The sequence below is a fragment of the Streptomyces sp. NPDC021115 genome (assembly GCF_044333065.1).
Taxonomy (GTDB): domain Bacteria; phylum Actinomycetota; class Actinomycetes; order Streptomycetales; family Streptomycetaceae; genus Streptomyces.
In genome coordinates, this window is sequence record NZ_JBIRQF010000022.1 from 121,513 (window position 1) to 146,571 (window position 25,059).

Consider the following 25,059-nt stretch of genomic DNA (forward strand, 5'->3'; position numbering starts at 1 on the left):
GAGCACGACATTGGCCGTGTGCCCGAGTGGTTCAGGGGCTCGCCTGCAAAGCGAGTTACGTGGGTTCGAATCCCGCCACGGCCTCCACAGCGCCCCGTGCGCTCGCGTCTTCTTACGGGCCGTTCATCCATGTTGCCCGATATTCCTCCTGGTGAACTGCCGGAAACCCTCTGGACACAGGGGCCTTACGAGGCGCATGCTCAGATTCGCGAACAGCGTTCACACAAGTGGTCACCTGACCTTTTTCACATTCTCCCCACTGAATGGTCTCCGACTCCCCCCAGTGAGCGCGTTTTCGGCGCATAGAGTCACCGTGGTGCCTGCAGTCCTATGGCGGAGAACCCGCCGTGACTGAACAGGCACCCTTTGTTTCGACCTGCGATCCTGTGTTCCGTCTGGGGGAAATGTGCAGCCCGCCGTACCGGCCACCCGTCTGCCGCTGTCGACCGGCCAGAGTGAGATCTGGTTCATTCAGCAGCTGGAGCCGCCGGAGAGCACGACGTTCAAGGTCGGTGAATACCTTGAGATCCAAGGCCCGATAGACACCGCGATATTCGAGCGGGCCGTGCGTCAGGCGGTCGCGGAAGCCGAGCCGTACAACGTCCGGGTCGGCGAGGACGACGGGGTGCCCTGGCAGGTCCTCGACCCGGTGACCGACTGGGACTTCCCGTTCCTCGACCTGAGCGGCGAGTCCGACCCGCACGCCGCCGCGGTCCGCTGGATGAAGCACGACCTGTCCACCAAGCTGGAGCTGGACGACCACCCGCTCTTCTCGTTCGCCCTGCTGAAGCTGAACGACGAATGCTTCCTGTGGTACCAGGGCAGCCACCACATCGTGTCGGACGCGGGCAGCGCCGCCCTGCTGGGCCGTCGCACCGCCGAGCTCTACACCGCGCTCATCGAGGGCACCGCCCCGGCCGGGGAAAACGCCTTCGGTTCACTTCGGACACTGCTCGACCGGGACGCGGAATACCGGGCGTCGGAGGATTTCACCAAGGACCGCGCGTACTGGACGGAACACTTCGCGGATTCCCCGGAACCGGCCCGGCTTTCTGGCCGCCCCGGCGACGAGCTGTCCAGCGTGCTGCGGGAGACCGCGTACCTCACCGAGGAAGAAGCGGTCGAGCTGCGGGCCGCCGCGCGGAAATACGCGACCCACTGGTCGGCGATGATTATCACGGCGACCGCCACCTATCTGCATCGATTGACCGGTAAATCCGACATCATTCTGACGCTGCCGGTCACCGCTCGGACCGATGCCACACTGCGCGGGATTCCGGGGATGTTCGCCAATGTGGTGCCGCTGCGCATCCAGGTGCGTCCGGATATGCGGATACGGGATCTGGTGCGGCAGGTCTCACGGGAAGTCCGGCAGGCACTGCGCCATCAGCGCTACCGCCATATCGACCTGGCCAGGGATCTCCACCTCCCGGACGGCGGAAACGGCTTCCTCGGCCCGCACGTCAACATCATGACGTACGACTACGATTTCGACTTCGCCGGCCATCGCGTCGTCGGGCACAACCTGTCCAACGGAACCGTCGAAGACCTCTCGATCATGGGATACGACCGCTCCGACGGCAGTGGTATCCGCATCGACCTCAACGCGAACTCCAACCTCTACACCGCCGACGGTCTCGCCGCCCACCGCTCGCGGTATCTGGAACTCCTGCGCACCCTCGCCGACACCTCCGACAAGGAGCGCACCGTCGGCGCCCTCGAACTGCTGACCGCCGAGGAGCGGCGGCGCGCGGCCGAGGAGTGGAACGACACCGCGCACGCCACCTCGGGCGCCACCCTGCCCGCGCTGTTCGCGGCGCAGGCCGCCCGCACGCCGGACGCCGAGGCCGTGGTCTTCGACGGCACCCGGCTGAGCTACGCCGAACTGGACCGCGCCGCCGACCGGCTGGCCCGCCGCCTGACCGCGCGGGGCGCGGGGCCCGAGCGCACCGTCGCCGTCGCGCTGCCCCGCTCCCCCGAGCTGGTGATCGCCCTGCTGGCGGTGCTCAAGTCGGGCGCCGCGTATCTGCCGCTGGAGCTGGACTACCCGGCCGACCGGCTGGCGTTCATGCTCGACGACGCCGCGCCCGCGCTCCTCGTCACCCGTGCCGAGCACGCCGACCAGCTGCCCGCGGCGGAGGGGCCGGATGGGGTGGAGCGGCTGCTGCTGGACGACACCTCGGATGAGGTCACCGACGCGCCGCGGGTCACGCTCGACCCCGAGCACCCCGCGTACGTCATCTACACCTCCGGCTCCACCGGCCGCCCCAAGGGTGTCCTGGTCCCCCACCGCGCCATCGTCAACTGCCTGGAATGGATGCAGGGCAGCCACCCCCTCACCTCCGAGGACCGGCTGCTCCAGAAGACCCCGGCCGGATTCGACGCCTCGGTCGCGGAGTTCTTCTGGCCGCTGGTCAGCGGCGCCACCCTGGTGCTCGCCCAGCCCGGCGGCCACAAGGACCCCGCGTACCTCGTGCGCACCGTCCGCGAAGAGCGCATCACCACGCTCCAGTTCGTCCCGTCGATGCTCCGCGCGTTCCTCGCCGAGCCGGACGTCACCGAGAAGTGCGCGGGCAGCCTGCGCCAGGTGTTCTGCGGCGGCGAGGCGCTGCCGCGCGCGACCGCCGACCGCTTCCACGCCCTGCTGCCCGGCATACCGCTGCACAACGTGTACGGGCCCACCGAGGCCACCGTCGACATCAGCGCCCACACCTGCGAGCCCGGCGCCACCGGGCCCGTCCCGATCGGCACGCCGGTGTGGAACACCCGGCTGTACGTCCTCGACTCCGCCCTGCGGCACGCCCCCGCCGGGGCCGTCGGCGAGGTCTACCTCGCCGGGCCGCAGCTCGCCCGCGGCTACCACGACCGTTCGTCGATGACCGCCGAACGCTTCGTGCCCGACCCGTACGGCCACCTCTTCGGCGCGCCCGGCGCCCGCATGTACCGCACCGGCGACCTGGCCCGGCGGCTGCCGGACGGCGGCGTCGCCTACCTCGGCCGCTCCGACGACCAGGTCAAGCTGCGCGGCTTCCGCATCGAGACCGGCGAGGTCGAGACCGCCCTGCGCGCCCTGCCGGACGTCGCGGAGGCCGCGGCGATCGTCCGCGAGGACCAGCCGGGCGACCAGCGCCTGGTGGCCTACCTGACCGCCGAGGGCGAGACCGCGCCGTGCGTCGCCACTGCCCGCGAGATGCTGCACCGCGATCTGCCCGAGCACATGGTGCCCACCGCGTTCATGGTGCTCGACGCGCTGCCGCTGAGCCCCAACGGCAAGCTGGACCGGGCCGCGCTGCCCGTGCCCTCCCACGAGGCCGCCCGCGGCGGCCGCGCGCCCCGCACCCCCCGCGAGGAGACGCTGTGCGCGCTCTTCGGCGAGGTGCTGGGCGTCCCCGACGTCACCATCGACGACGACTTCTTCCTGCTCGGCGGCCACTCCCTGCTCGCCTCCAAGCTGGCCAGCCAGGCCCGTACCGCCCTGGACACCGAGCTGTCGATGCGGGACCTGTTCGAGGCCCCGACCGTCGCCCGCCTGGTGGCCCGCCTCGACACCACCGCCTCCGCCGACGCGTCCCAGCTGCACCCGCTGGACACCCTGCTGCCGCTGCGCGGCGAGGGCGGCCGCCCGCCGCTGTTCTGCGTCCACCCCGGCGGCGGCCTCGGCTGGTCGTACACCGGCCTGCTGCGCCACCTCGCGCCCGACCAGCCCGTCTACGCCCTCCAGGCGCGCGGCCTGACCGAGCCCGACATCCTGCCCGCCAACGTCCAGGAGATGGCCGCCGACTACCTGGACCAGATCCGCACCGTCCAGCCCAGCGGCCCGTACCACCTGCTCGGCTGGTCCTTCGGCGGACTCATCGCGCACGCCATGGCCACCCGGCTCCAGAGCGAGGGCGAAGAGGTCGCCACCCTCACCGTCATCGACGCCTACCCCGACAACGACCTGGCCCTGCCCGACCTCCCCGACCTGGGCAAGCGCCAGTGGCTCGGCGTCCTGCTGGACAACATCGGCGGCGGCGACATCTTCGCCCCCGGCTGGCTGGAGGCCCACCCCGACGGCCTCGACGACGGCGACCAGCTGATCGACGACCTCAGCCGCGAAACCGGCCTCCCGAAGCGGCTCCTGGAGGGCGAGCACACCTTCCCGCTGCTCGACATCTTCCTCAACGACCAGGAGCTGATGCGCAAGTTCGCCCCCGCGCGCTTCGAGGGCGACCTGCTCCTCTTCACCGCCGACGAGGAGATACCCGGCTACCAGCGCGACGCCCTGCACATCCCCGCCGCCTGGCAGCCGTACGTCACCGGTGAGGTCAAGACCCACGGCGTCCCGGCCCACCACTACCACCTGCTCCACGAGGAGGCCCTGACCCTGATCGGCCCAACGGTGGCCCGGGCCCTCGACACCTGACCGCCCTGGGCGGGGCGCCCCCGGCGGGCGCCCCGGCCCGGCTTCGGCGGACACCGAAGCGATCACCGTCTAGCGTCGGGCCCATGAGACTTCCATCAGGCAGCGAGCAGGAGGTGGCGGCGTGACGCCGTGGGAGATGGTGGCCGTCTTCGCGGCGGGTGTGGGGGCCGGGGGGATCAACTCCGTGGTCGGGTCCGGGACGCTGATCACGTTCCCCGTGCTGCTCGCCACCGGGCTGCCGCCCGTCACCGCCACGGTGTCCAACGCGCTCGGCCTCATACCCGGCTCCATCAGCGGGGCCATCGGCTACCGCAAGGAGCTCCAGGGGCAGGGGCGGCGGGTGCTGAAGCTGAGCGCCGGGGCGCTGGTCGGGGGGCTCGGGGGTGCGACACTGCTGTTGACGCTGCCCAGCACGGCGTTCGAGCGGATCGTCCCGACGCTGGTGGGGCTGGCGCTCGTCCTGGTCGTGCTCCAGCCGCTGATCTCGAAGAAGATGCGCGCCCGCCGTGAAGCGGCGCAGGGTTCGGCCCGGCGGGACGTGGGGCCGTTGCTGCTGCTCGGGCTGACGCTCGCCAGCGTCTACGGCGGGTACTTCGCGGCCGCCCAGGGGATCATCTACATGTCGCTCATGGGCATGCTCCTGGACGAGCCGATGCAGCGCCTCAACGGCATCAAGAACGTCCTCGCCGCCGTGGTGAACTCGGTCGCCGCGCTGTTCTTCCTCTTCGCCGCGCACTTCGACTGGACGGCCGTCGTCCTCATCGCGGTCGGCTCCGCCCTCGGCGGGATGACCGGGGCCGCGGTGGGGCGCCGCTTCAGCCCGGCCGCGCTGCGGGCCCTGATCGTGACGGTCGGGACGGCGGCGATCGTGCAGCTGGTGCTGCGGTGAATCACCGCAGGGTGATCGTGTTGCCGGTGACGAGCGCGGCCGCGTCGGACGTCAGGAAGACGATGGTCTCCGCGACCTCGGCCGGTTCCGCGACGTGGAAGTGGGTGCCGCTCGACGCGACGAACTGCCGTACCTCGTCCGTCACCCAGCCGGTGTCGGTCACCGGCGGATGCACCACGTTGGCCGTGATGCCGAGGTCGGCCAGTTCCACGGCGGCGGACATCGTGTAGTTGACCTGGGCTGCCTTCGCGGCGCCGTACGAGACCTCACTGGGGAAGCCGAGGTCCCCGCCGGAGGTCAGCCCGACGATCCGTCCCCACCCGGCGCCCCGCGCCCGGTGGCGGCGGGCCAGCTCACCGATCAGCAGGGCCGGGGCCATCGCGTCCACCGCGAACTGCCGCGACCAGGTCTCCGCGGTGACGGGCTGGAGCGGCCTCCCGAAGTGGTCGGCCGCCTCCGGGGTGAAGGTGTCCTGGACCCATCCCGAGGCGTTGTTGATCAGGATGTCGACCGGGCCGAGGCGTTCCTCGGCGACATCGAAGAGGGTTACGGGCGCGGCGGGGTCCCGCAGGTCCGCCTCTACGGCCTCGGCGCGCCCGCCCGCGCGGCGGATCTCCTCCGCCACCTCCTCGCCACCCGGCCCGAGGTAGGCGCAGAGCACCGCGACGCCGCGCGCGGCGAGCGCTCCGGCGGTGGCCGCGCCGATGCCGTGGTTCGCTCCGGTCACGATCGCGACATGGTCCGTGTGCAACGTCTCCCGCATACGGAAAGGACTAGCAAACGAGCGCCGCGGGACGGAACCGATTAATCAAGCGCGCCGGCTGAGGTGTTAGTGGTTGGTTAGTCGATCAACAGCGGCGGTGGACAGGGTTGTTGTCCGGGACGCGGAACGCTCCGCGTCCCGGACACGCTTCGACCACCCCAGGGGATTCCATGTCGCGCACGACCGCTCTCCGCCGCGCCCGCACCGTCGCCGTCACCTCGCTGGTCGCCACTGCCGCGCTCTCGCTCACCGCCTGCCAGGGCGACGGCACCGGCGCGAGGGCGAGCACGCCGTCGGCCGCCGCGAAGGGCGCGTCCGGCGGCTCCGGCTCGGCGGGCGGCTCCGGCCAGGACGTCGAGGCCAGGACGGGCGCATCCGGCGGCTCCACATCGGCGAGCAGGTGCGCCGGCGATCAGTTGAAGGCCGCGTGGTCGACCTTCGAGGGCGGCCCGGACATGGAGTACGACGAGCAGCAGACCGCCCGGGTGGTGCTGAAGAACACCGGCTCGGCCGACTGCACCATGGCCGGTTTCCCGGGCGTCGAATTCAAGGCCGCCACCGGCGAGACGTGGCACCTGGAGCGCACCGACGACAAGTCGGGGACCATCCGGCTCGACGCGGACGGCGGTCGGGCCACCTTCGACATCACGTTCCTCGCGTCGACCCGCGAGGACGACAGGAAGTTCAAGCCGACCCAGGTGCTCATCACCCCGCCGGACGAGAAGCGGAACCTCGCGCTGGACTGGCCGTACGGCGGCGAGCTGCTGGACCAGTCGGGCGCGAGCCGCCCGGGGACCTCCGTCGGCCCGGTCAACTCGCCGGAGTAGGCCCGGGAGGGGACGGCTACTGGACGTACGGCACCAGCGCCGTCATCCACATCACGCCCAGCAGCAGGAACGCCAGATACGACCGGGTCGCGCGCCACGTGTACGCCAGCATCCGCGCCTCCTCCGGACGGTCGGCGGGATAGCCGACGGGGACGCTGGCGCCGACGGGCGGGGCGGCCCGCGTGGTCAGCATCCGGGTCTCGAACTCGCGGTCGCGCCCGTCGTGGTCGGTGAACGACAGCGTCAGTTCGGTGTGGTGGTCCTCCCCGCGGTCGATCACCCGCCGCCCGGTCACCCGCGCCTCCGCCTGCCGACCGGTCCGCTTCAGCCAGTACGCCCGGGCGGGGGTCCAGAGCGCGATGGCCAGGAGGAAGACCGTGCTGATCGACATGAGCAGGAGGGGCACGAGCCGACACCTTCCGAAACCGCGGCCAAGGGGATCACCGTGAAGGACGCGCCCCCTTGGCCCATCAGTTGCTCGTGTCGCAGGCGAACCGCTACGCCCGGTTGACCACCGCCGCCTGGGGGCGGATGGGGAGGCGGTTGACCGGGCGGCCGGTGGCGGCCCGTACGGCGGCGGCCACCGCGGCCGGGGAGGTGACGACCGGGATCGCGCTGGCGGCCTTCGCGCCGAAGGGGGCCACCACGTCGCGCTCCTCGACCAGTTTGACGATGCGGATGTCGGGGACGTCCACGGCGGTCGGGAGGGCGTAGCCGGTCAGGTCGGGGTGGCGGATGACGCCGCGGGAGGTGCGCAGGTTCTCGGTGAGGGCGGCGCCGATGCCCTGGGCGATGCCGGACTCGATGCGGGTCTTGAGCTGGCGCGGGTTGAGGACCCGGCCCACGTCCTGGGCGACGGTCATCTCCACGACGCGGACCGCGCCGATCTCGATGTCGACGTCCACCACGGCCCGTACCGCGCAGAAGGCGAGGCCGACGAAGGCGTCGCCCTGGCCGGTCTCGTCGAGCGGTTCGGTGGGGTGGGGGCGGCACTGGGCGGTGGCCCACAGCTCCTTGCCCTCGAGGGCTTCCTCGACGGTGGTGCTGAGGACGCCGTCGTACGAGGTGATCTTGCCGTCGGCGATGGTCAGCAGCTCGGTGGACATGCCGAACTTGTGCGCCAGCGGCTGGAGCAGCTGGGTGCGGACCATCTTGGCGGCGCGCTCGACCGCACCGCCCGAGACCCAGGTGTGGCGGCCGCGCGAGGCGGGTCCGGCCGGGGGCTGGTCGGTGTCGACGGGGGCGACGTGGACCTCCTCGATGCCGAGGACGTCCTGCACGATCTGGCGGGCCAGGGTGGTGAAGCCCTGGCCGGTCTCGACGGCCGCGCAGATGACGGTGGCGACCGGCCCTGTGACCTTGACGGTTGCGGTGGACACCTCGTCGGCGCCCTCGGCGCCCAGCATGTGCACCATGCCGAGCGCGTAGCCGACGCCGCGCCGCACCGCGGCGGGGTCGCCCGCGCCCTCGGGGCCGCCGGGCAGCAGCCAGTCCTCCTCGGGTTCGTCGGCGGGGAGGTCGGGCAGCGGTGCGTCGCGGACGGCCTGGAGCACCTCGGCGACCGGCGCCGGGCAGGTGACGGTCTGCCCGGTGGGCAGCAGATCGCCGGTGGCCATGGCGTTGCGCATGCGGAGGTCGACCGGGTCGAGGCCGAGCTTGGCCGCGAGCTTGTCCATCTGGCCCTCGTACGCGGCGCACACCTGCATCGCGCCCTCGCCGCGGACATGGCCCGACGGCGGGTTGTTGGTGCGGACCGCCCAGCCCTCGATGAAGGCGTGCGGGACGACGTACGGGCCGCAGGCGAAGGACACGGCGGCGGCCAGGGTGTCGTACGAGGAGTCCGCGTAGGCGCCCGCGTCCAGCAGGATCTGCGCCTCGACCTTCACCAGCTTGCCCTGCGCGTCCGCGTGGTGGCGGTAGCGCAGCAGGGTGGGGTGGCGGTGGGCGTGGCCGAGGAACGACTCCTCGCGGGTGGCGGCGAGCTTGACCGGGTGGCCGGTGCGCAGCGCGAGCAGCCCGAGCGGCAGCTGCATGCCGGGGTCCTCGCGCTCGCCCATGGCGCCGGGGACGCCGGTGACGACGACCTTGACGCGCTCCGGTTCGAGGCCGAAGCAGGCGGCGGCCAGATCGCGGTCGGCGTGCGGGTCGGTGGAGGCCGTGTAGATCTCCACGCCGCCGTCCGGGCGCGGGACGGCGAGGCCCGCCTCGGCGCCGATGGGCGCGGGGTCCTGGCGGCCGATCCGGTACAGGCCCTCGACGATGACCTCGCCGATGACCTCCGGGTCGCCGAAGGACAGCGGGATGTGCCGGACCAGGTTGCCGTCCGGGTGCAGCGGTTCGGCGGAGAACGCCTGCTCGGGGTCGGTGACCGGCTCCAGCACCTCGTACTCGACGGCGATGGCGGCCGCGGCCAGCCGCGCGGTGTCCGGGTGGTCGGCGGCGACCGCGGCGATCGGCTCGCCGTGGTGGCGCACCAGGTCCTTGGCGAACACCGGCCGGTCGGCGACCCGGCGGCCGTGCGAGGCGTCCCCGGGGACGTCGGCGTGGGTCACCACGGCGTGCACGCCGGGCATCCCGGCCGCCGGGGAGGTGTCGATGGAGACGATGCGGGCGTGCGGATGCGGCGAGCGCAGCACGGCGGCCCACAGCAGCCCCTCGGCCCACAGGTCGGCCGCGTACGGGAAGGTGCCGGACGCCTTGGCCGTCACGTCGGCGGGCTGGAGCGACACACCGAGCCCCATGTGGGGCGGCGGGGGTACGGGCGTTCCGGCGGAGGGGGTTGCGGTGACGGCTCCCGCGCCGTCCGCGATTCCGGTCATGCCGATGCCCTTCCCATACCGCTGCCGTTGCCGCCATTCCCGGTGCCGGGCGGGCCCGCCTGGCGCGGGATGCGGGCCGGGTCGTGCGCCGCCGCCTCGTCCTCGGCGGCCTCCGCCGCCTGCGCCGCCTCGTCGGCCGCCTCACGGCCCGCCACGACCTCGCGCACGGCGTCGACGACTCCGCGGTAGCCGGAGCAGCGGCACAGGTTGCCGCAGATCGCCTGGCGGGTCTCCCGCTCGGTGGGGGCGTGGTTGCCCTCCAGCAGGTCGTGGACGGTCATCGCGAGCCCTGGCACGCAGAAGCCGCACTGGACCGCGCCGCACTCGGCCAGCGCGCGCTGCACGTCGGAGGGCTGGCCGTCCTGGCCGAGGCCCTCGACCGTACGGACCTCCGAGCCCGCGGCGGTCGCGGCGGGCACCAGGCAGGAGGCGACGAGCCGCCCGTCGACCTGGACCGAGCACGCGCCACACTCGCCCTGCGAGCAGCCGTCCTTGGCGCCCGCGAGGCCGAGCCGCTCGCGCAGCACGTACAGCAGCGACTCGCCGATCCAGGAGTCGGTGACGGGCCGGTCGGCGCCGTTGACGTGCAGCACGTACGACGCCTGGGGGTGCTCGCTGTGCGCCGGGTCCAGCAGGTCCTGGCCGGCGGTCCCCGTCTCGTCCGTGGGGGCGGGAAGGGGCTCGGCGGGGGCGTCAGCGGCCTCGGGGGCGTCCGCCGGGGCCTGGGGCGGGGCGGACTGCTCCGGGGCGTCTGTGAACCCGTCCTCGGCCGCGGGCCGTTCGGCCTCGGCGGGCGCGTCGGCCGGGGCCTCGGGCTCGGGCGCGCCGGGGGCGTCGGCCTCGGGCCCGTCGGGGGCCGTGGTGCCGTGCGGCGGGGTGCCGTGGGGCGGCGTGCCGTGCGGCGGGGTGTGCGCGCCGGGGTGCGGGGCGTCCACCGCGAACTCGCCGGAGTCGGTGAACCCGCCCTGCCAGGCGGCCTCTTCGGGCCGGGCGCCGGGCTCCCGGTCCAGCTCCCGGTCCGTGACGAACGCACCGGAGTCCCCGGCCGCCGCACCGTGCCAGCCGTGGCCGTCCGTGCCGTGCGGCGGGGTGCCGTGGACGTCCGTGCCGTGGGCGGGCGTGCCGTGGGCCGGGGTGCCCTGCGGCGGCGTGCCGTGCGGCGGAGTCGCCGGGGCGGAGTGCTCGCGCGGCGCGTCGTCGTCGGGGATACGCAGCGGGCGGCGCGCCGGAGCGCCGGGCCTGGCTGCCGGGCCGGGGTGGCCCTCGACCACGTACTCGCCGGAGTCCTCCCCGGTCTCGTCGGCGGCCGGGACGGACCACTGACCGCTGTGTCCCATCTGGTCGGTATGGACCTGATCGGCGTGCGGCTGGTACGGGGCGGCCTGCTGCCGCTGCCCGTTGCGGCCGAACGGCAGCCGCAGCTGCGCGGTCTCCTGCGGATCGCCGAGGTCGGCCGGGTCGCCGGGGCCCGGCTGGGCACCGTACGGCGGGGCCGCCGGGCCGGGGTGGTCGTCGACCCGGTACTCGCCGGTCTCGTCCACACCGTCGTCGCCCGCAACCGGGATCGTCCACTGGCTGGTGTGCACCGGAGTGCCCTCGCCGTGGGACTGCCCCTCGGGCAGCGGCCAGTCGTCGATCGGCTCCTCGGTGCGCACCGGCCAGTGACCGGTGTGCGGCACATGTCCGGTGTGGCCCGAGGCGTCCTCGGCGGGCGCGGGCCACTGGGGGGTGCCGTGCGGGTCCTGGTGGCCGCCGTACGCGTAGCCGCCGGAGCCGTCGGTGTCCGTGGAGGGCATGGTCCAGTGCCCGGTGCCGGAGTGACCCGAGTGCCCCGCGTGGTCGTACGGGCTGCCGTGGCCCCCCGGCTGCGTGGGCTGCCACTGCCCGCCCTGCGACGGAGCGCCGGGCACCGGCGGCGGGGTGTAGCCCGTGCCGGGCGCGGCGAGCGGGTCCCAGCCGGTGGCCGCCGGATCGCCCGGTTCCGGGAACTGGAAGTCGGGCGGAAGCTGGACGAAAGCCGTCGACTCGGCGTCGTACTCCGGACCGTGCGGCATCGGCTGCCACCCGCTCCCCGGGTCCGGCCGGTGCGGCTGCTGTTCGTCACTCACGCGAGTGCCCTCCCCAATGCTCGGCGGGCCAGGGCTGCCACCGTACGCCTCAGATGGATCGCCGCGGGCGGCAGGGCCGCCGCCTCGGAGCCGTCCTCCGGCGGCGGCGGGTCGGGGATGCAGGCGGCGGCCACGTACTCGCCGAAGGCCGTGGTGACCTGCGGATCGAGATGGCCGCGGTCGCCGTCCCAGTCGATGAGCGAGGCGACCCAGCGCTCGGCCTCCAGGGGGCGCAGCGGCATCGGCGCGACCGCCCCCACCGCGCAGCGCACCCCGCGGCGCGCCGGGTCGAGGACGATGGCGACGGACGCGGTGGCCCGGCCGGGGCCGGTGCGCCCGGTGGCCTTGAGGAAGGCCTGCGGGGCGTGCAGCAGCGGAACCCGGACGAATCCGACGAGTTCACCGGGGCTCAGCATCTCGACCCCGGCGAGCAGATGGCTGACCGGGATCTCGCGGCGCGCGCCCTCGGGCCCGGCGATGACGAGGGTGGCCTCCAGGGCGGCGAGCACGGGCAGCGCGTCGCCGGTGGGGGCGGCGCTGACGATGTTGCCGCCGAGCGTTCCGGCGTTGCGGATCTGCGGGGGTCCTGCGGCGCGCGCGGCGGCGGCCAGGGCCGGGATGAGCGCCGCGAAGTCGGGGCGGCCCATCCGGGCGTGGGTGAGTCCGGCGCCGAGCAGGGCGTGTCCGTCCAGGTAGCGCCAGCCGCGGATTTCGCTGATCCGGCCGAGCCCGACGAGCGCGGCGGGCCGCAGCAGGCCGGAGTTGACCGCGGCCATCAGATCGGTGCCGCCGGCGACGGGCACGGCGGCGGGCATGGCGGCCAGCGCCGCCACGGCCTCATCGAGCGAGCCCGGCAACGTCACCGTGTGCGCCGCCTGCGGTGCGTGCGTGGTCAAGCCAGCTGCCCCTTCCCCGGTATCCCGGCTGTTGCGCCGTACGGTACGTGCTCACAGCCCGGACGTGGCAACTCTGGCACATCTCGCACGCCCGCCGTCGCGAGGGTCCAGGAAGCGCGGTTCCGTCCCTGACCTGGGGGATGGTACGGGTTTCTGGTGACGTCTCCGTCGGGTGTGGATTGCCACGTTTCAGGGACCCTTGTACGAACTTGCGTAACGGCCGGACGTCCACCGTCCCAGGGGCGGGGCGCGGGGGCGGGCACCTTGCCGTGGGCTCACACGATCGGGGGCGCCCCCTCGATCGGACGTCCGAGCAGACCGGGGCGACGCTGCCAGGGGCGCGGCCCTGAGGGCGGGCGGTAGCTCACGCCCAGCGCGTCCAGACGGGCGTAGTGTGCTTCCATGCGCCCCTCGAATTCCGCGAAGTCCCGCTCGGGCGGCGGTGGAAGGGCGGACCATACGACTTCGGCGAAGGCGGCGAGACGGGGGAAGGTCTGGTAGTCGACCCGCCGCCGGTCCTCCATCACCTCGGTCCAGACGTTGGCCTGCGCGCCCAGCACGCGCTCCGCCTCGGCCCGGTCGAGCTGCGGGGGAACCGGCTCGAAGCGATAGACGTCCTCCAGCGTGCGGACGTAGCCGATGGGGACCGGCTCGTCCGCCCCCGGGTCCTGCCGATGGTCGAAGTAGACCTGCTGTTCGGGGCACATGACGACGTCGTGACCGGCCCGGGCCGCGGTGATGCCGCCCGCGTAGCCGCGCCAGGAGGAGACGGCGGCGCCTTCGGGCAGCGGGGCGTGCGGGGCGCCGCCCTCCAGGATCTCGTCCCAGCCGATCAGCCGCCGTCCGCGGGCGCCGAGCCAGTGGCCGAAGTGCCGGATGAACCAGCTCTGGAGCTGGTCCTCGTCCGCGAGCCCCAGCTCGCGGATGCGCTCCTGGGCGGCCGGGGACGCCTTCCACTGCTCCTTGGGGCATTCGTCGCCGCCGAGGTGGACGAACCTCCCGGGGAACAACTCCAGCACTTCTTCCAGCACGTTCTCGAAGAAGCGGAGCGTGGTGTCGGTGGGGGAGAGTACGTTCGGGTTGATGCCCCAGGTGGTCCAGACTCCGAGGGAGGCGGTGTCGATGACGTCCGTGTTGCCCAGTTCCGGGTAGGCGGCGATGGCGGCCTGGCTGTGCCCGGGGATGTCGATCTCCGGGACGACGGTGATGTGCCGTTCCGCCGCGTAGGCGACGATCTCGCGGATGTCGTCCTGGGTGTAGTAGCCGCCGTGCGGGCGTTCGTCCCACAGCGGGGAGGCGCGGTGGCCGAGCTTGGTGCGCGTCCGCCAGGCGCCGGTCGCGGTCAGCTCCGGGTAGCGGCGGACCTCCAGGCGCCAGCCCTGGTCGTCCGTCAGATGGAGATGGAGCACGTTGAGCTTGTGGGCGGCCAGCAGGTCGACATAGGCGAGGACGCCGTCCTTGGGGAGGAAGTGGCGGGCCACGTCCAGCATCATTCCGCGCCACGCGAAACGCGGCGCGTCCTCGACGTCGAGCGCGGGCAGCGACCATTCGCGCCGCTCCGGGTCGATCGGCGCGCGCCGGAAGGCGTCCGGACCGAGCAGCTGGCGCAGCGTCTGGGCGCCCCAGAACAGCCCCGGCTCGCCGCCGCCCCGCAGGACCACCGCGAGGCCGTCGACGACGAGGCGGTACCCCTCGGGCCCGAGCCGCTCCCCCAGCGCGGGGTCCAGCTCCAGCACGATGTGGTTGCCGCCGCCGGTGTCCGGGGCCAGCGGCAGCCCGGTGGCGGCCCCGACGGTGGCGCGCAGCCAGCGGGCGACGCGCTCGGTGCCGGGCCGGGCGTCGATCCGGCTGTCCTCGGTCAGTACGTAGCCCTCGCCGCCGCCGGGGGTCGGGGTGGCCCGCAGCGGGGCGGGCAGGAGGCCGGTGACGGGCTGCTGTGGCATCGCGTCAGTCCTTTACCGCTCCGCCGAGGCCGGAGACCAGGCGGCGCTGTACGAGTACGAAGAAGATCAGCACCGGGATGGTCATGACGGTGGACGCCGCCATGATGCCGCCCCAGTCGTTGCCCTCGTCCTTGAAGAAGACGAGGAGCGCCATCGGGAGGGTGGAGTTCTCGGTCGCGCTGATGATGAACGACTTGGCGAACAGGAAGTCGTTCCAGGCGGAGATGAAGGAGAAGACGCTGGTGGCGACGAGCCCGGGGAGGACCAGCGGGAACAGGATCTGCCACAGGAAGCGGGAGCGGCTGGCGCCGTCCAGATAGGCCGCCTCCTCCAGCGATTCGGGTACGGCCTTCACGAAGCCGCGCAGCATCCAGATGGCGAACGGCAGCGAGAAGGCGATGTGCGGAAGGATCAGCGAGCCCAGGGTGTTGAGCCCGACCCCCGGCACGGCGTCGCCCAGGTCCCGCATCAGGAAGAACATCGGGATGGTCAGCGCCTCGACGGGGACCATCTGGGCGATCAGGAACATCACCAGCAGCGTGGTGCGGAACTTGAAGCGGAAACGGGTGACGGCGGTCGCGGCGAGGAAGGCGATGACCCCCGAGGCGATCACCACCGCCCCGGCTACCAGCAGGCTGTTGAGGAAGTAGCGGCCGAAGTCGTGCTGTTCGAAGACGCGCCGGAAGGAGTCCAGCGAGGGCGCGGAGGTCCACGGCCGGGGGTGGGCGGACCGGATCTCCCCGGCCGGTTTGAAGGCCGACAGCACCATCCAGTAGAGCGGGAAGGCGACGACGACGGCGACCGCCAGGGCGGTGACCTCGGCTGCGAGCCGCCAGGGGCGGCGGATGAGGCGCGCGCGGCGCGGCGCGACGGCGCTGGTGACGGCGCTGGGGTGGGTCACAGTTCTTCTCCCTGCCGCCGCAGCAGCCGCAGATAGACCAGGGTGACGGCGAGCAGGATCAGCAGCATCACCACGCCGATCGCCGAGCCGAGGCCGTACTCCGAGGACGCGAACGCCTCCTGATAGGCGTAGACGTTGAGCACCATGTTCTGGCCCGCGGTGCCGCCACCGCCCGTCATGACGTAGATCTGGGTGAAGACCTTGAAGTCCCAGATGATGGACTGGATCGTCACCACGACGAGGATCGGCCGCAGCATCGGGGCCATGATCCGGCGCCAGATCCGCCAGGCGGAGGCGCCGTCGAGCGCGGCGGCCTCCAGCACCTCCGCCGGGATGGCCTTGATGCCCGCGTACACGGTGACCATCACGAACGGGAACGAACACCAGACGATCTCGAACAGCACCAGGGCGAAGGCGCTGTAGCGCCCGTACGTCCAGGAGTAGTCATCGAAGCCGGAGAGCCCGACCCAGGTCAGGACCCGGTCGACGGGCCCGTAGTCGGGGTCGAACAGGAACAGCCAGACCGTGGAACCGGTGACCGCCGGGGTGGCCCAGGCGCCGAGCGCGGCCAGCATCAGCGCCAGCCGCGGAACCGCCCGGACCCGGGTGAGCAGCACCGCGAGCGCGCAGCCCACCGCGAGGGTGGAGACGACGCAGACGGCGGCGAAGACGACGGTGGTGAGGGTGACGCTCCAGAACTCGGCGTCGCGGAACAGCTCCGCGTAGTTGGCGAAGCCCTGGAAGCTGGTCGGCTTGCCGCCGCTCACCTGCGCCTGGGTGTACTCCAGGAACGAGATGAGGCCGAGCTGATAGATGGGATAGATCAGCAGCCCGCCGAGGACGACGAGGGCCGGGGCGAGGTAGAGCCAGGGCGTCCGGCTCCCCCGCCCGGCCCGCCGCCGGGTCCCGCGCGCGGGGTCTTGCTTCCGGGCCGCTTCCGGCCCGGCCTGCTGGGTGATGGTCCCCGAGCTCACTTGCCGAATGCCTCGTCCATCTTCTTCGCCGCCTCCGACGCCGCGTCGTCGACGCTCTTACGGCCGCTGATGACCTGCTGGAACATGGTCGGCAGCACCATCTGGGAGTCGATGGCCGACCAGCCGGGCGAGGTGGGCACGAAGGTGGAGCTGGTGTCGAGCGTCTTCACGAACGGCTTGACGAACGGGTCCTTCCGGGCGATGTCCCCGCGCACATCGGTGAAGGTGGGCAGGAAGCCCATCGCGTCGTAGAGCTTCGCCTGGGTCTTCTTCCCGCCCAGCTGCTCCAGCAGGCCGACGGCGAGCGAGCGGTGGGTGCTGCTCTTGAGGACGCCGAGGTTGTTCCCGCCCGCGAACGCCGGGGCGATGCTGCCCTCCTTGACGCCGGGCAGCGGCACGACCGCGTACTTGCCCTTGACCGACCCCGCCTCGATCGCCTGGTGGTTGAAGTCTCCGCCGATCGTCATGCCCGCCTTGCCGGCGGCGAAGGCGGCGACGCTGTCGTTGCCGCCCCACTGGGCGCACTTGGCGGGCGGGCAGTTGGCGTCGGTGATGAGCGAGGTGTAGCTCTTGATGCCCTTCTTGGCGTCGGCGCCGTCGATGGCCGCCTCGTACTCGTTGGAGCCGAACTGGCCCTTCTCGGTGGCCAGCTCGCCGCCGTTGGCCCAGACGAAGGGCAGCGCGCCGTAGGTGTAGGCGCCGCCGACCGAGATGCCGTAGAGATCGGGGCGCCGCTGGCGGATCTCCTTCGCGGTCGCGATGAGTTCCTTCTGGGTGGTGGGCGGCTTGAGGTCGAGGTCCTTGAAGACGTCGGTGCGGTAGTACAGCGCCCGTACGCCGACGAAAAGCGGCACGCCGTACACCTTGCCGCCCACGGTCACCGAGTTCTTGGCGGTGGAGTCGATGTTCACCGTCTCGTCCCAGGCGCCGAACTCCTTGCTGATGTTGGCGAGTCCGCCGTCCTCCACGTAGCCCGCCGTGTCGGTGTTCCCGTACTCGATGACGTCGGGAGCGCTCTTGGGGTCGTTGAAGGCCGCCTTGATCTTCTGCGCCCGGGTGTCGACGGGTATGTAGGTGACGTCCACCTTCACCCCGTCGTGCTTCTTCTCGAAGGCGGACACGACGTCATCGACGACCCGCTGCTTCGGCTTGTTGTCGACCTCCTGGAAGAGCCAGACGCGCAAGTTACCGCTCTTGTCGTCTTCCGTGGCGCTGTTGTCGGAGGTGGAGGGGGCGCAGGCGGTGGCGGTGAGCCCGGCGAGTACGAGCGCTACGGCGGGGAAGGCGACGCGACGGGAGAGAGGGAGGGGACTGGAGAGCTTCATGGAAACGCACCCTTGGGGAGGGCGTTGCACATCATGCAACGCGTGTTTCGCACAGCACAATATGCGGCAGGCTAAGGAACGTTTCGAGCCCGGACAAGAGGTCTCGACCAATCTTTGGCCCGGCCCCGGGTCCCGTTACGAATGCGTCAGCTTCTCACCCGGATAGGCGGGCTCGGGATACGGCACGGCCTCCACCCGGGCCCCCGCCGCCGCTAACCGCTCCACCACCTGGTCCCAGTCCGGCCAGGTCTTCTCGATACGCCCCAGAATGCGGGCACTCGGCGCGAGGACGATCTCGCAGCCGGGGTCGTCCGCCCACTCCAGCAGCCGCGGCAGACCCGGCTGCGCGGCCGACACCACACAGCTGCCCGCGGGCCGGTAGCCGCGCTCCCCGGCCAACCGCCCGCACTGCTCCAGCTGGGCGTCCCAGTCCTTCTCGAACTGGCAGTAGAGCCCGGCGCCTTCCGCGTCCGGCTCGTCGACCTCGCGCGCGCCGAACACCAGATACGCCGCCCGCGGCGCCCCTTCGTCCCCGGCCGCGTCCCCTAACCCGTTCTCCGTACGCCCGCTCATGGGGGCGACCCTACTGGGATCACCCGCCGCGCGACACGGGGCCGAACGGAGCCGGACAGCACGGCACGTCCGACCCGCGGCCCCATCGCGGGCCGCGGGTCGGACGTGCCGTCCACGCGAAGCTCCGGCGCGGCCGGGCAGGCGGGCGGACTACTTCTTGCCGTCGCCGCCCTTGCCGTCCTTGTCCTTGTCGCCACCGGCGCCCATGCCCTCGAAGATCTCCTTGCACATGGGACACACCGGGTACTTCTTCGGGTCACGGCCCGGGACCCAGACCTTGCCGCACAGTGCGACGACGGGAGATCCGGAGAGCGCGCTCTCCATGATCTTTTCCTTCTGTACATAGTGGGCATAGCGCTCGTGGTCGCCGTCACCGTGCGACACCTGAGGTGTCGGCTCAACGAGGGTCCCCGTGCCTGCCCCGCGCTCGGGCTCAAGAGTGCTCATACAGCCCTAGGGTACTCATGCCCGCGACGTGCAGCCGGTGTGCGCCCCGGCGGCCCGCCGGGGCCGGACCGCCGCCATATGCCTGGCCAGACCCAGCGCCGCGACCCCGGCCGCCGCCCAGGGCAGCACGGCCCCGGACAGCCCCGCCGAGAGCGCGGCGCCGCCCAGCGCCGAGCCGACCGCGCTGCCCAGGTACAGCGCCGAGTTGTTGAGGGCCGGCGCGACGGTGCCGCGCTCCTTCACCGCCAGCAGCCGGTGCTGCTGCGGGACCTGGAGCGCCCAGCCCGCGGCGCCCCACACCACCAGCGCCACCGCGGCGAGCTGCGGTACGGGGGCGAGGACGGGCAGCGCCGCCTCGGCGGCCGCGATGACGGCCATGATCACGCCGACCAGCGCCGCCACCCGGCCCGCCTTCTCGGCGGCGTCGACGAGCCGCCCGATCAGCAGGCTGCCCGCCACCCCGCCGAGGCCCCAGACCCACAGGTACGGCGCCACCTCGTGCGCTCCGCCCGCCGACGCCAGCACCGGGGCGAGATACGTGTACAGGCCCAGGCTCGCGACCGCCGCGAGGAACGACACCTGGACGACGGGCGCCACCGCCCGGTCGGTGACGGCTCCCAGGCGTGCCCGCAACGACACCGCGGGCGCGGCCGGGACGGCGGGCAGCAGCACCGCGAGCCCGGTCAGCGACACCGCGCCGAGGCCGGTGACCAGCCACATCGTGGCCCGCCACCCGGTGTGCTCGGCCAGCAGGACGCCCAGCGGCACCCCGAGGACCGTGCCCGAACTCATGCCGCCCATCACCACGGCCAGCGCCCTGCCCCGCCGCTCACCGGGGACCAGCGCGGAGGCGGCGGCGGTGGACATAGCCGAGTACACCCCCGCCCCGGCGCCCGCGACCGCCCGCGCGCCCAGCAGCGCGCCCAGCGACGGCGCGAGGGCGGTCAGCGCGTTGCCCGCGGTGAAGACGGCGAGCGCCACCAGCAGCACCAGCCGCGGCCGACCGCCGCGCAGCAGCCCCGCGACCAGGGGCGCGCAGATCGCGTAGGCGAGCGTGAAGACGGTCACCATCTGCCCGGCCAGGGACACCGTCGTCCCGATGTCGTCCGCGACGACGGGCAGCAGCCCCGCCATCACATAGGCGTCGAGGCCCAGGGTGAACGACCCCAGGGCCAGCAGCCAGACCTTGCGCACAGCTCAACTCCCCTGCTCAACCACACTGACGCCGGAAACGTAGGCACTCTCCGGATCGCCGGGGAAATGCCGTCCGGAACCGATCTATGCTCGGTCGACATGAGTGAGCGGAGCCGTGGACAAGACGGTGAACGGGACATCGGCGCCATCCGGCTGCGTCAGCTGCGCGCCTTCCTCGCGGTCGCCGAGGAGCGCAACTTCACCCACGCCGCCGACCGCCTCGGCATCGGCCAGCCCGCGCTGACCCGTACCGTCCGGGCGCTGGAGGAGACCGTCGGCGCGCGGCTGCTGGAGCGCACCACCCGCCGCGTCGCCCTCACCGAGGAGGGCAGGGCCCTGTACGCGGACCTCGGCCCGCTGCTCACCCGGATGGACGACGCGCTGCGCGCGGTGGGCGGCCGGGCCGTGCTGCGGCTCGGCTTCACCTCGCTGCTGCCCGACCGCTGCGCCGCGCTCACCAGCGCCTTCGAGGCCGCCACCGGCACCGGGGTGCGCCTGGTGCGCCGCGACGCGCCGCTGGCCGGGCTGGCTGCCGGGGCGTGCGACGTCGCGGTCGTACGGGGCGAGGCACCGCTCGGCGACGAGGTACGCGCCCGGGTGCTGCTGCGCGAGGCGCGGGTCGCCGCGGTGGCCCGTACGGCGGCGGACGGGACGCTGGGCGCCGTAGCCCGCAGGCGGGTGCTGGACTGGGCCGAACTGGCCCGGTTCCCGCTGGTGGTGAACACGGTCAGCGGCACCACCCGCCCCGAGCTGTGGCCAGAGCACCACCGGCCGCAACTGGCGTGCACCGCTGACAACTTCGACGAGTGGCTGGAGGCCGTCGCGGCGGGCCATGGCATCGGCGTCGTCTCGGAGGCCGCGGCACAGCGCCACAGCCACCCCGGCATCCGGTTCCTGCGGCTGAAGAACGCGCCGCCGGTCACCGTACGGCTGGCCGTCCCGGCCCGCGGCCCGCACCCCTTGGCGGAGCGTTTCCTCGCGATGGCGCCGACAGCGTAACGCCCGGGGGAACTAGTTGAGCGAGGGATCGTCCGGGTACGTCGCGACCATCGCCAGCTCGCTGCGCTGACGGCGCAGCACCGCCCGCCACAGCCGCTCAGGGGACGGCGACGACACGTCCCCCGGCTCCGACTCCACCACGTACCACGCGCCGTCCGACAGCTCGTCCTCCAGCTGCCCCGGGCCCCAGCCCGCGTACCCCGCGAAGATCCGCAGCGACCCCACGGCGGCCGCCAGCAGCTCCGGCGGAGCCTCCAGGTCCACCAGGCCGATCGCCCCGTGCACCCTGCGCCAGCCGAGTGGCCCGACGTCCTCGCCGCGCGCCGGGGACCGGCCCGCCTCCCCCGGCACCACGGCCACGCCCAGCGCCGAGTCCAGCGACACCGGACCGCCCTGGAAGACCACCCCGGGCTCACCCGCCAGCTCGGCCCAGGACTCCAGGATGTCCCCGACGCCCACCGGGGTCGGCCGGTTCAGGACCACGCCGAGGGAGCCCTCCTCGTCGTGGTCGAGGAGCAGCACCACCGCGCGGTCGAAATTCGGGTCGGCAAGCGCCGGTGTCGCGACAAGCAACCGTCCTGTGAGGGAGGACACCTCGGTCATGGCCACATGATCCCGCATATCCGGTCCGGACGGGGAGTGGAAGGCCAGACCCGTATGAGAGCAGGTCGGGGCGTACGACAGCAGGAGCGGCGCACGTGACGGTCGGTTCCCGGAGCGGAACGGAGGGTGGTGCGACACATTCCGATCCATTTCGAGGGTGCAACAGCCTTACGGGGGCGGCCTCCACGCGCATTACTCTTGCCCTTTGGCCCCTTGCCCGTCCCAGGAACGCGAGACCAGATGACCCGCTCGAACGATGTCCTGCTCGTCCACGGCGGCACCCCGCTGGAGGGCGAGATCAATGTCCGCGGCGCGAAGAACCTCGTGCCGAAGGCCATGGTCGCCGCCCTGCTGGGCAGTGCGCCGAGTCGGCTGCGCAACGTACCCGACATCCGCGATGTGCGGGTGGTGCGCGGGCTGCTCCAGCTGCACGGTGTGACGGTGCGCCCCGGCGACGAGTCCGGTGAGCTGGTGATGGACCCCACGCATGTGGAGAGCGCCAACGTCGCCGACATCGACGCGCACGCCGGCTCCTCGCGCATCCCGATCCTCTTCTGCGGCCCGCTGCTGCACCGCCTCGGCCACGCCTTCATCCCCGGCCTCGGCGGCTGCGACATCGGCGGCCGGCCGATCGACTTCCACTTCGACGTGCTGCGGCAGTTCGGCGCGACGATCGAGAAGCGCGCGGACGGCCAGTACCTGGAGGCTCCGCACCGGCTGCGCGGTACGAAGATCCGGCTGCCGTACCCGTCGGTGGGCTCCACCGAGCAGGTGCTGCTCACGGCCGTGCTCGCCGAGGGTGTGACGGAACTCTCCAACGCGGCCGTCGAACCGGAGATCGAAGACCTCATCTGTGTGCTCCAGAAGATGGGCGCCATCATCTCCATGGACACCGACCGGACCATCCGGATCACCGGTGTCGACAAACTCGGCGGCTACAACCACCGCGCCCTCCCGGACCGCCTGGAGGCCGCCTCCTGGGCGAGCGCCGCCCTGGCGACCGAGGGCAGCGTCTACGTACGCGGCGCCCGCCAGCGCGAGATGATGACCTTCCTGAACACCTTCCGCAAGGTCGGTGGCGCCTTCGACATCGGCGACGAGGGCATACGGTTCTGGCACCCGGGCGGCAAGCTCAACGCCATCGCCCTGGAGACCGACGTCCACCCCGGCTTCCAGACCGACTGGCAGCAGCCGCTGGTCGTGGCCCTGACCCAGGCCTCGGGGCTCTCCATCGTCCACGAGACGGTCTACGAGTCCCGGCTGGGCTTCACCTCCGCGCTGAACCAGATGGGCGCGCACATCCAGCTCTACCGCGAGTGCCTGGGCGGCTCCGCGTGCCGCTTCGGCCAGCGGAACTTCCTCCACTCGGCGGTCGTGTCAGGACCCACCCGCCTCCAGGGCTCCGACCTGGTCATCCCCGACCTGCGCGGCGGCTTCTCCTACCTGATCGCCGCCCTCGCCGCCCAGGGCACGTCCCGGGTCCACGGCATCGACCTGATCAACCGTGGCTACGAGAACTTCATGCACAAGCTCGTGGAACTGGGCGCCAAGGTGGAGCTCCCCGGCGGCGCGGAAGCGATGTAGCGGACGCTCTCGCCAGTCCCCGGGCCCCTTGGGCTCCGCAGCCGCCGCGAGGGCGGGGCCGGGGGCTTCTCCCCCACCGCGCCCCTTCCCGAAACCCGGGGGTACCCCGGGCCCCGGCACCGCCGCCGCAGGCCCGCGCCGAGGCCCCGCCGCGCGGGCGGCCTGCAGGGCGCCCCGACCGCAGCACCCGGCCCCGAACAGGGAAAGACGCCCCGCAGGCCCCCGCGCCAAGGCACCCCATGGCGCCATAGCCGCCACGGCAGAACCGAGGCGGGCCGGGGGGCTTCTCCCCGGCCCCAGCCCTGCCGCGGCGGCCGCGTACGGGGCCCGGGACGGCGAAGGGCGGCCACCCGCACCGGGTGGCCGCCCCTACTTTCGCCAGGCGATTGTCGCCGGGCGCTTACTTGCCCTTGGCGGCTTCCTTCAGCTTGGAGCCCGCGGAGACCTTGACGCTGTAGCCGGCCGGGATCTCGATCGGCTCACCGGTCTGCGGGTTGCGCGCGGTGCGAGCGGCACGGTGGGTGCGCTCGAAGGTCAGGAAGCCGGGGATGGTGACCTTCTCGTCGCCCTTGGCGACGACCTCACCGGTCACCTCGGCCAGGGCCGCCAGAACGGCGTCGGCGTCCTTGCGGGTCACCTCGGCGCGCTCGGACAGAGCGGCCACCAGCTCACTGCGGTTCATGTTGTACTCCCGTGTTCATCTTGCCAGTAGGCGTGAGATCGAAGCCGATGCTGCCAGGGCCCTCGGACAGTCCCCGGACCCGGGTCTGCTGTTCAGACCCTCGCGCCCGGAACGCATCCTGCCCCCACCTGTGGCGGGAAAGCCAATCCGGAACCCCGGAGAGTCACACGAAAAGCGCCGTGGCGGTCGTTTTCCTGCCCGCCACCCTATGGCCGCCCCAGGTAGCCCCAGGGCCGCGACGCGCCGTGCCGGACTCAGACCGCAGTGGTCCCGGTCACAGGCTTAGCCGCCTCACGCACGGCTCCGGCGACCGCTCCAGCGACCTTGTCGTTGAAGACGCTCGGAATGATGTAGTTGGCATTCAGTTCGTCGTCGTGGACGACATCCGCGAGCGCACCCGCCGCGGCCAGCATCATGTCGGTGTTCACCGTACGGGACTGGGCGTCCAGGAGGCCACGGAAGACACCCGGGAAGACCAGTACGTTGTTGATCTGGTTCGGGAAGTCCGACCGGCCGGTGGCCACCACCGCGGCGGTCTGCCGGGCGATCGCCGGGTCCACCTCGGGGTCCGGGTTGGCCAGCGCGAAGACGATCGCGCCGTCCGCCATCGCCGCCACATCCTCCCCGGACAGGACGTTCGGGGCCGAGACCCCGATGAAGACGTCCGCGCCCCGCACAGCCTCGCGCAGGGTGCCCGTGGCCCCCTCCGGGTTGGTGTTGTCCGCGATCCACCGCAGCGGCGAATCCGGATCCGCGGACACCAGGTCCTCACGACCCGAATGCACCACACCGTGAATGTCCGCGACCACCGCGTGCCGCACACCCGCCGCCATCAGCAGCTTCAGGATCGCGGTACCGGCGGCACCCGCACCGGACATCACCACCCGCACATCCTCGATCTTCTTACCCACCACCCGCAGCGCATTGGTCAGCGCCGCCAGCACCACGATCGCCGTGCCGTGCTGGTCGTCGTGGAAGACCGGAATGTCCACCGCCTCCCGCAGCCGCGCCTCGATCTCGAAGCACCGGGGGGCGGAGATGTCCTCCAGGTTGATGCCCGCGAACCCCGGCGCGATCGCCTTGACGATCTCCACGATCGCGTCACTGTCCTGGGTGTCCAGGCAGAT

The 25,059-nt window shown here is 72.4% G+C and carries 20 protein-coding genes and 1 tRNA gene; 6 read left to right on the plus strand and 15 right to left on the minus strand.

Features of this window, described 5'->3' with window-relative positions:
* Window positions 1–12 precede the first annotated feature (12 nt).
* From ACH4TL_RS39680 to ACH4TL_RS39690, 3 genes are all read left to right on the plus strand, one after another.
* Window positions 13–87 (plus strand) — tRNA-Cys (locus ACH4TL_RS39680).
* A 319-nt stretch (window positions 88–406) separates the two neighbouring features.
* Window positions 407–4,405: an amino acid adenylation domain-containing protein gene (locus ACH4TL_RS39685; RefSeq protein ID WP_398328177.1), complete on the plus strand. Its 3,999-nt coding sequence runs from the start codon at window positions 407–409 to the stop codon at window positions 4,403–4,405.
* Window positions 4,406–4,526: 121 nt separating this feature from the next.
* Complete coding sequence (locus ACH4TL_RS39690; protein ID WP_398328174.1) at window positions 4,527–5,294, plus strand: sulfite exporter TauE/SafE family protein; 768 nt, start codon at window positions 4,527–4,529, stop codon at window positions 5,292–5,294.
* Window position 5,295: 1 nt separating this feature from the next.
* Here the strand turns inward: ACH4TL_RS39690 and ACH4TL_RS39695 are convergent, their stop codons facing one another.
* Window positions 5,296–6,057, minus strand: a complete 762-nt coding sequence (locus ACH4TL_RS39695; RefSeq protein WP_398328171.1) for an SDR family NAD(P)-dependent oxidoreductase — start codon at window positions 6,055–6,057, stop codon at window positions 5,296–5,298.
* Between the two features lie 170 nt (window positions 6,058–6,227).
* Between ACH4TL_RS39695 and ACH4TL_RS39700 the strand changes: the two genes are divergently transcribed.
* On the plus strand, window positions 6,228–6,884 hold the full coding sequence (locus ACH4TL_RS39700; RefSeq protein WP_398328168.1) for a DUF4232 domain-containing protein: 657 nt from the start codon (window positions 6,228–6,230) through the stop codon (window positions 6,882–6,884).
* A 16-nt stretch (window positions 6,885–6,900) separates the two neighbouring features.
* Here the strand turns inward: ACH4TL_RS39700 and ACH4TL_RS39705 are convergent, their stop codons facing one another.
* The 11 genes from ACH4TL_RS39705 to ACH4TL_RS39755 form a co-directional block, all read right to left on the minus strand.
* On the minus strand, window positions 6,901–7,290 hold the full coding sequence (locus ACH4TL_RS39705; protein ID WP_398328165.1) for a DUF3592 domain-containing protein: 390 nt from the start codon (window positions 7,288–7,290) through the stop codon (window positions 6,901–6,903).
* Between the two features lie 91 nt (window positions 7,291–7,381).
* Window positions 7,382–9,703, minus strand: coding sequence for a xanthine dehydrogenase family protein molybdopterin-binding subunit (locus tag ACH4TL_RS39710; RefSeq protein WP_398328162.1), 2,322 nt, complete (start codon window positions 9,701–9,703; stop codon window positions 7,382–7,384).
* Window positions 9,700–11,811, minus strand: coding sequence for a 2Fe-2S iron-sulfur cluster-binding protein (locus tag ACH4TL_RS39715; RefSeq protein WP_398328159.1), 2,112 nt, complete (start codon window positions 11,809–11,811; stop codon window positions 9,700–9,702). Before ACH4TL_RS39715 ends, ACH4TL_RS39710 begins: the two co-directional genes overlap by 4 nt.
* Entirely contained in the window at window positions 11,808–12,707 is a 900-nt protein-coding gene (locus ACH4TL_RS39720) for an FAD binding domain-containing protein (protein WP_398328156.1), read from the minus strand. The genes ACH4TL_RS39715 and ACH4TL_RS39720 overlap by 4 nt, the downstream gene beginning before the upstream one ends.
* A 275-nt stretch (window positions 12,708–12,982) precedes the next feature.
* Window positions 12,983–14,650: a beta-N-acetylhexosaminidase gene (locus ACH4TL_RS39725; RefSeq protein WP_398328153.1), complete on the minus strand. Its 1,668-nt coding sequence runs from the start codon at window positions 14,648–14,650 to the stop codon at window positions 12,983–12,985.
* A 4-nt stretch (window positions 14,651–14,654) separates the two neighbouring features.
* Window positions 14,655–15,551 (minus strand): carbohydrate ABC transporter permease, encoded by an 897-nt coding sequence (locus ACH4TL_RS39730; protein ID WP_398328150.1) that lies wholly within the window; start codon window positions 15,549–15,551, stop codon window positions 14,655–14,657.
* Window positions 15,548–16,525, minus strand: a complete 978-nt coding sequence (locus tag ACH4TL_RS39735; RefSeq protein WP_398328147.1) for a carbohydrate ABC transporter permease — start codon at window positions 16,523–16,525, stop codon at window positions 15,548–15,550. The genes ACH4TL_RS39730 and ACH4TL_RS39735 overlap by 4 nt, the downstream gene beginning before the upstream one ends.
* On the minus strand, window positions 16,522–17,850 hold the full coding sequence (locus tag ACH4TL_RS39740) for an extracellular solute-binding protein (protein ID WP_398328144.1): 1,329 nt from the start codon (window positions 17,848–17,850) through the stop codon (window positions 16,522–16,524). The genes ACH4TL_RS39735 and ACH4TL_RS39740 overlap by 4 nt, the downstream gene beginning before the upstream one ends.
* 135 nt (window positions 17,851–17,985) lie before the next feature.
* Window positions 17,986–18,423: a hypothetical protein gene (locus ACH4TL_RS39745; RefSeq protein WP_398328141.1), complete on the minus strand. Its 438-nt coding sequence runs from the start codon at window positions 18,421–18,423 to the stop codon at window positions 17,986–17,988.
* 150 nt (window positions 18,424–18,573) lie between these two features.
* The gene (locus ACH4TL_RS39750) at window positions 18,574–18,870 is read right to left on the minus strand and encodes a DUF3039 domain-containing protein (RefSeq protein WP_079152402.1); all 297 of its coding nucleotides are present in this window, start codon (window positions 18,868–18,870) and stop codon (window positions 18,574–18,576) included.
* Between the two features lie 15 nt (window positions 18,871–18,885).
* Window positions 18,886–20,064: an MFS transporter gene (locus ACH4TL_RS39755; protein ID WP_398328138.1), complete on the minus strand. Its 1,179-nt coding sequence runs from the start codon at window positions 20,062–20,064 to the stop codon at window positions 18,886–18,888.
* A 99-nt stretch (window positions 20,065–20,163) separates the two neighbouring features.
* On the opposite strand from ACH4TL_RS39755, the gene ACH4TL_RS39760 reads away from it, so the two are divergent.
* Window positions 20,164–21,063 carry a LysR family transcriptional regulator gene (locus tag ACH4TL_RS39760; protein WP_398328134.1) on the plus strand — a complete coding sequence of 300 codons (900 nt, stop codon included), beginning with the start codon at window positions 20,164–20,166 and terminating at the stop codon, window positions 21,061–21,063.
* 12 nt (window positions 21,064–21,075) lie between these two features.
* Here the strand turns inward: ACH4TL_RS39760 and ACH4TL_RS39765 are convergent, their stop codons facing one another.
* Window positions 21,076–21,666 carry a YqgE/AlgH family protein gene (locus ACH4TL_RS39765; RefSeq protein WP_398328131.1) on the minus strand — a complete coding sequence of 197 codons (591 nt, stop codon included), beginning with the start codon at window positions 21,664–21,666 and terminating at the stop codon, window positions 21,076–21,078.
* A gap of 240 nt (window positions 21,667–21,906) precedes the next feature.
* Here ACH4TL_RS39765 and murA point away from each other — a divergent pair, with 240 nt between their 5' ends.
* Window positions 21,907–23,250, plus strand: coding sequence for a UDP-N-acetylglucosamine 1-carboxyvinyltransferase (gene murA / locus ACH4TL_RS39770; RefSeq protein WP_398328128.1), 1,344 nt, complete (start codon window positions 21,907–21,909; stop codon window positions 23,248–23,250).
* Between the two features lie 400 nt (window positions 23,251–23,650).
* Here the strand turns inward: murA and ACH4TL_RS39775 are convergent, their stop codons facing one another.
* Both ACH4TL_RS39775 and ACH4TL_RS39780 read right to left on the minus strand, forming a co-directional pair.
* Window positions 23,651–23,932 (minus strand): HU family DNA-binding protein, encoded by a 282-nt coding sequence (locus ACH4TL_RS39775; protein ID WP_009717479.1) that lies wholly within the window; start codon window positions 23,930–23,932, stop codon window positions 23,651–23,653.
* 254 nt (window positions 23,933–24,186) lie between these two features.
* Window positions 24,187–25,059 (minus strand): NADP-dependent malic enzyme (locus tag ACH4TL_RS39780; RefSeq protein ID WP_398328125.1); only part of this gene is annotated, 873 nt, incomplete at its 5' end.

Bases quoted from the DNA above. Each gene is read 5' to 3' on its own strand.
- ACH4TL_RS39695 (WP_398328171.1), bottom strand. From the start codon at position 6,057: ATGCGGGAGACGTTGCACACGGACCATGTCGCGATCGTGACCGGAGCG.
- ACH4TL_RS39700 (WP_398328168.1), top strand. From the start codon at position 6,228: ATGTCGCGCACGACCGCTCTCCGCCGCGCCCGCACCGTCGCCGTCACC.
- ACH4TL_RS39710 (WP_398328162.1), bottom strand. From the start codon at position 9,703: ATGACCGGAATCGCGGACGGCGCGGGAGCCGTCACCGCAACCCCCTCC.
- ACH4TL_RS39725 (WP_398328153.1), bottom strand. From the start codon at position 14,650: ATGCCACAGCAGCCCGTCACCGGCCTCCTGCCCGCCCCGCTGCGGGCC.
- ACH4TL_RS39740 (WP_398328144.1), bottom strand. From the start codon at position 17,850: ATGAAGCTCTCCAGTCCCCTCCCTCTCTCCCGTCGCGTCGCCTTCCCC.
- ACH4TL_RS39745 (WP_398328141.1), bottom strand. From the start codon at position 18,423: ATGAGCGGGCGTACGGAGAACGGGTTAGGGGACGCGGCCGGGGACGAA.
- ACH4TL_RS39750 (WP_079152402.1), bottom strand. From the start codon at position 18,870: ATGAGCACTCTTGAGCCCGAGCGCGGGGCAGGCACGGGGACCCTCGTT.
- ACH4TL_RS39760 (WP_398328134.1), top strand. From the start codon at position 20,164: ATGAGTGAGCGGAGCCGTGGACAAGACGGTGAACGGGACATCGGCGCC.
- ACH4TL_RS39765 (WP_398328131.1), bottom strand. From the start codon at position 21,666: ATGACCGAGGTGTCCTCCCTCACAGGACGGTTGCTTGTCGCGACACCG.
- murA (WP_398328128.1), top strand. From the start codon at position 21,907: ATGACCCGCTCGAACGATGTCCTGCTCGTCCACGGCGGCACCCCGCTG.
- ACH4TL_RS39775 (WP_009717479.1), bottom strand. From the start codon at position 23,932: ATGAACCGCAGTGAGCTGGTGGCCGCTCTGTCCGAGCGCGCCGAGGTG.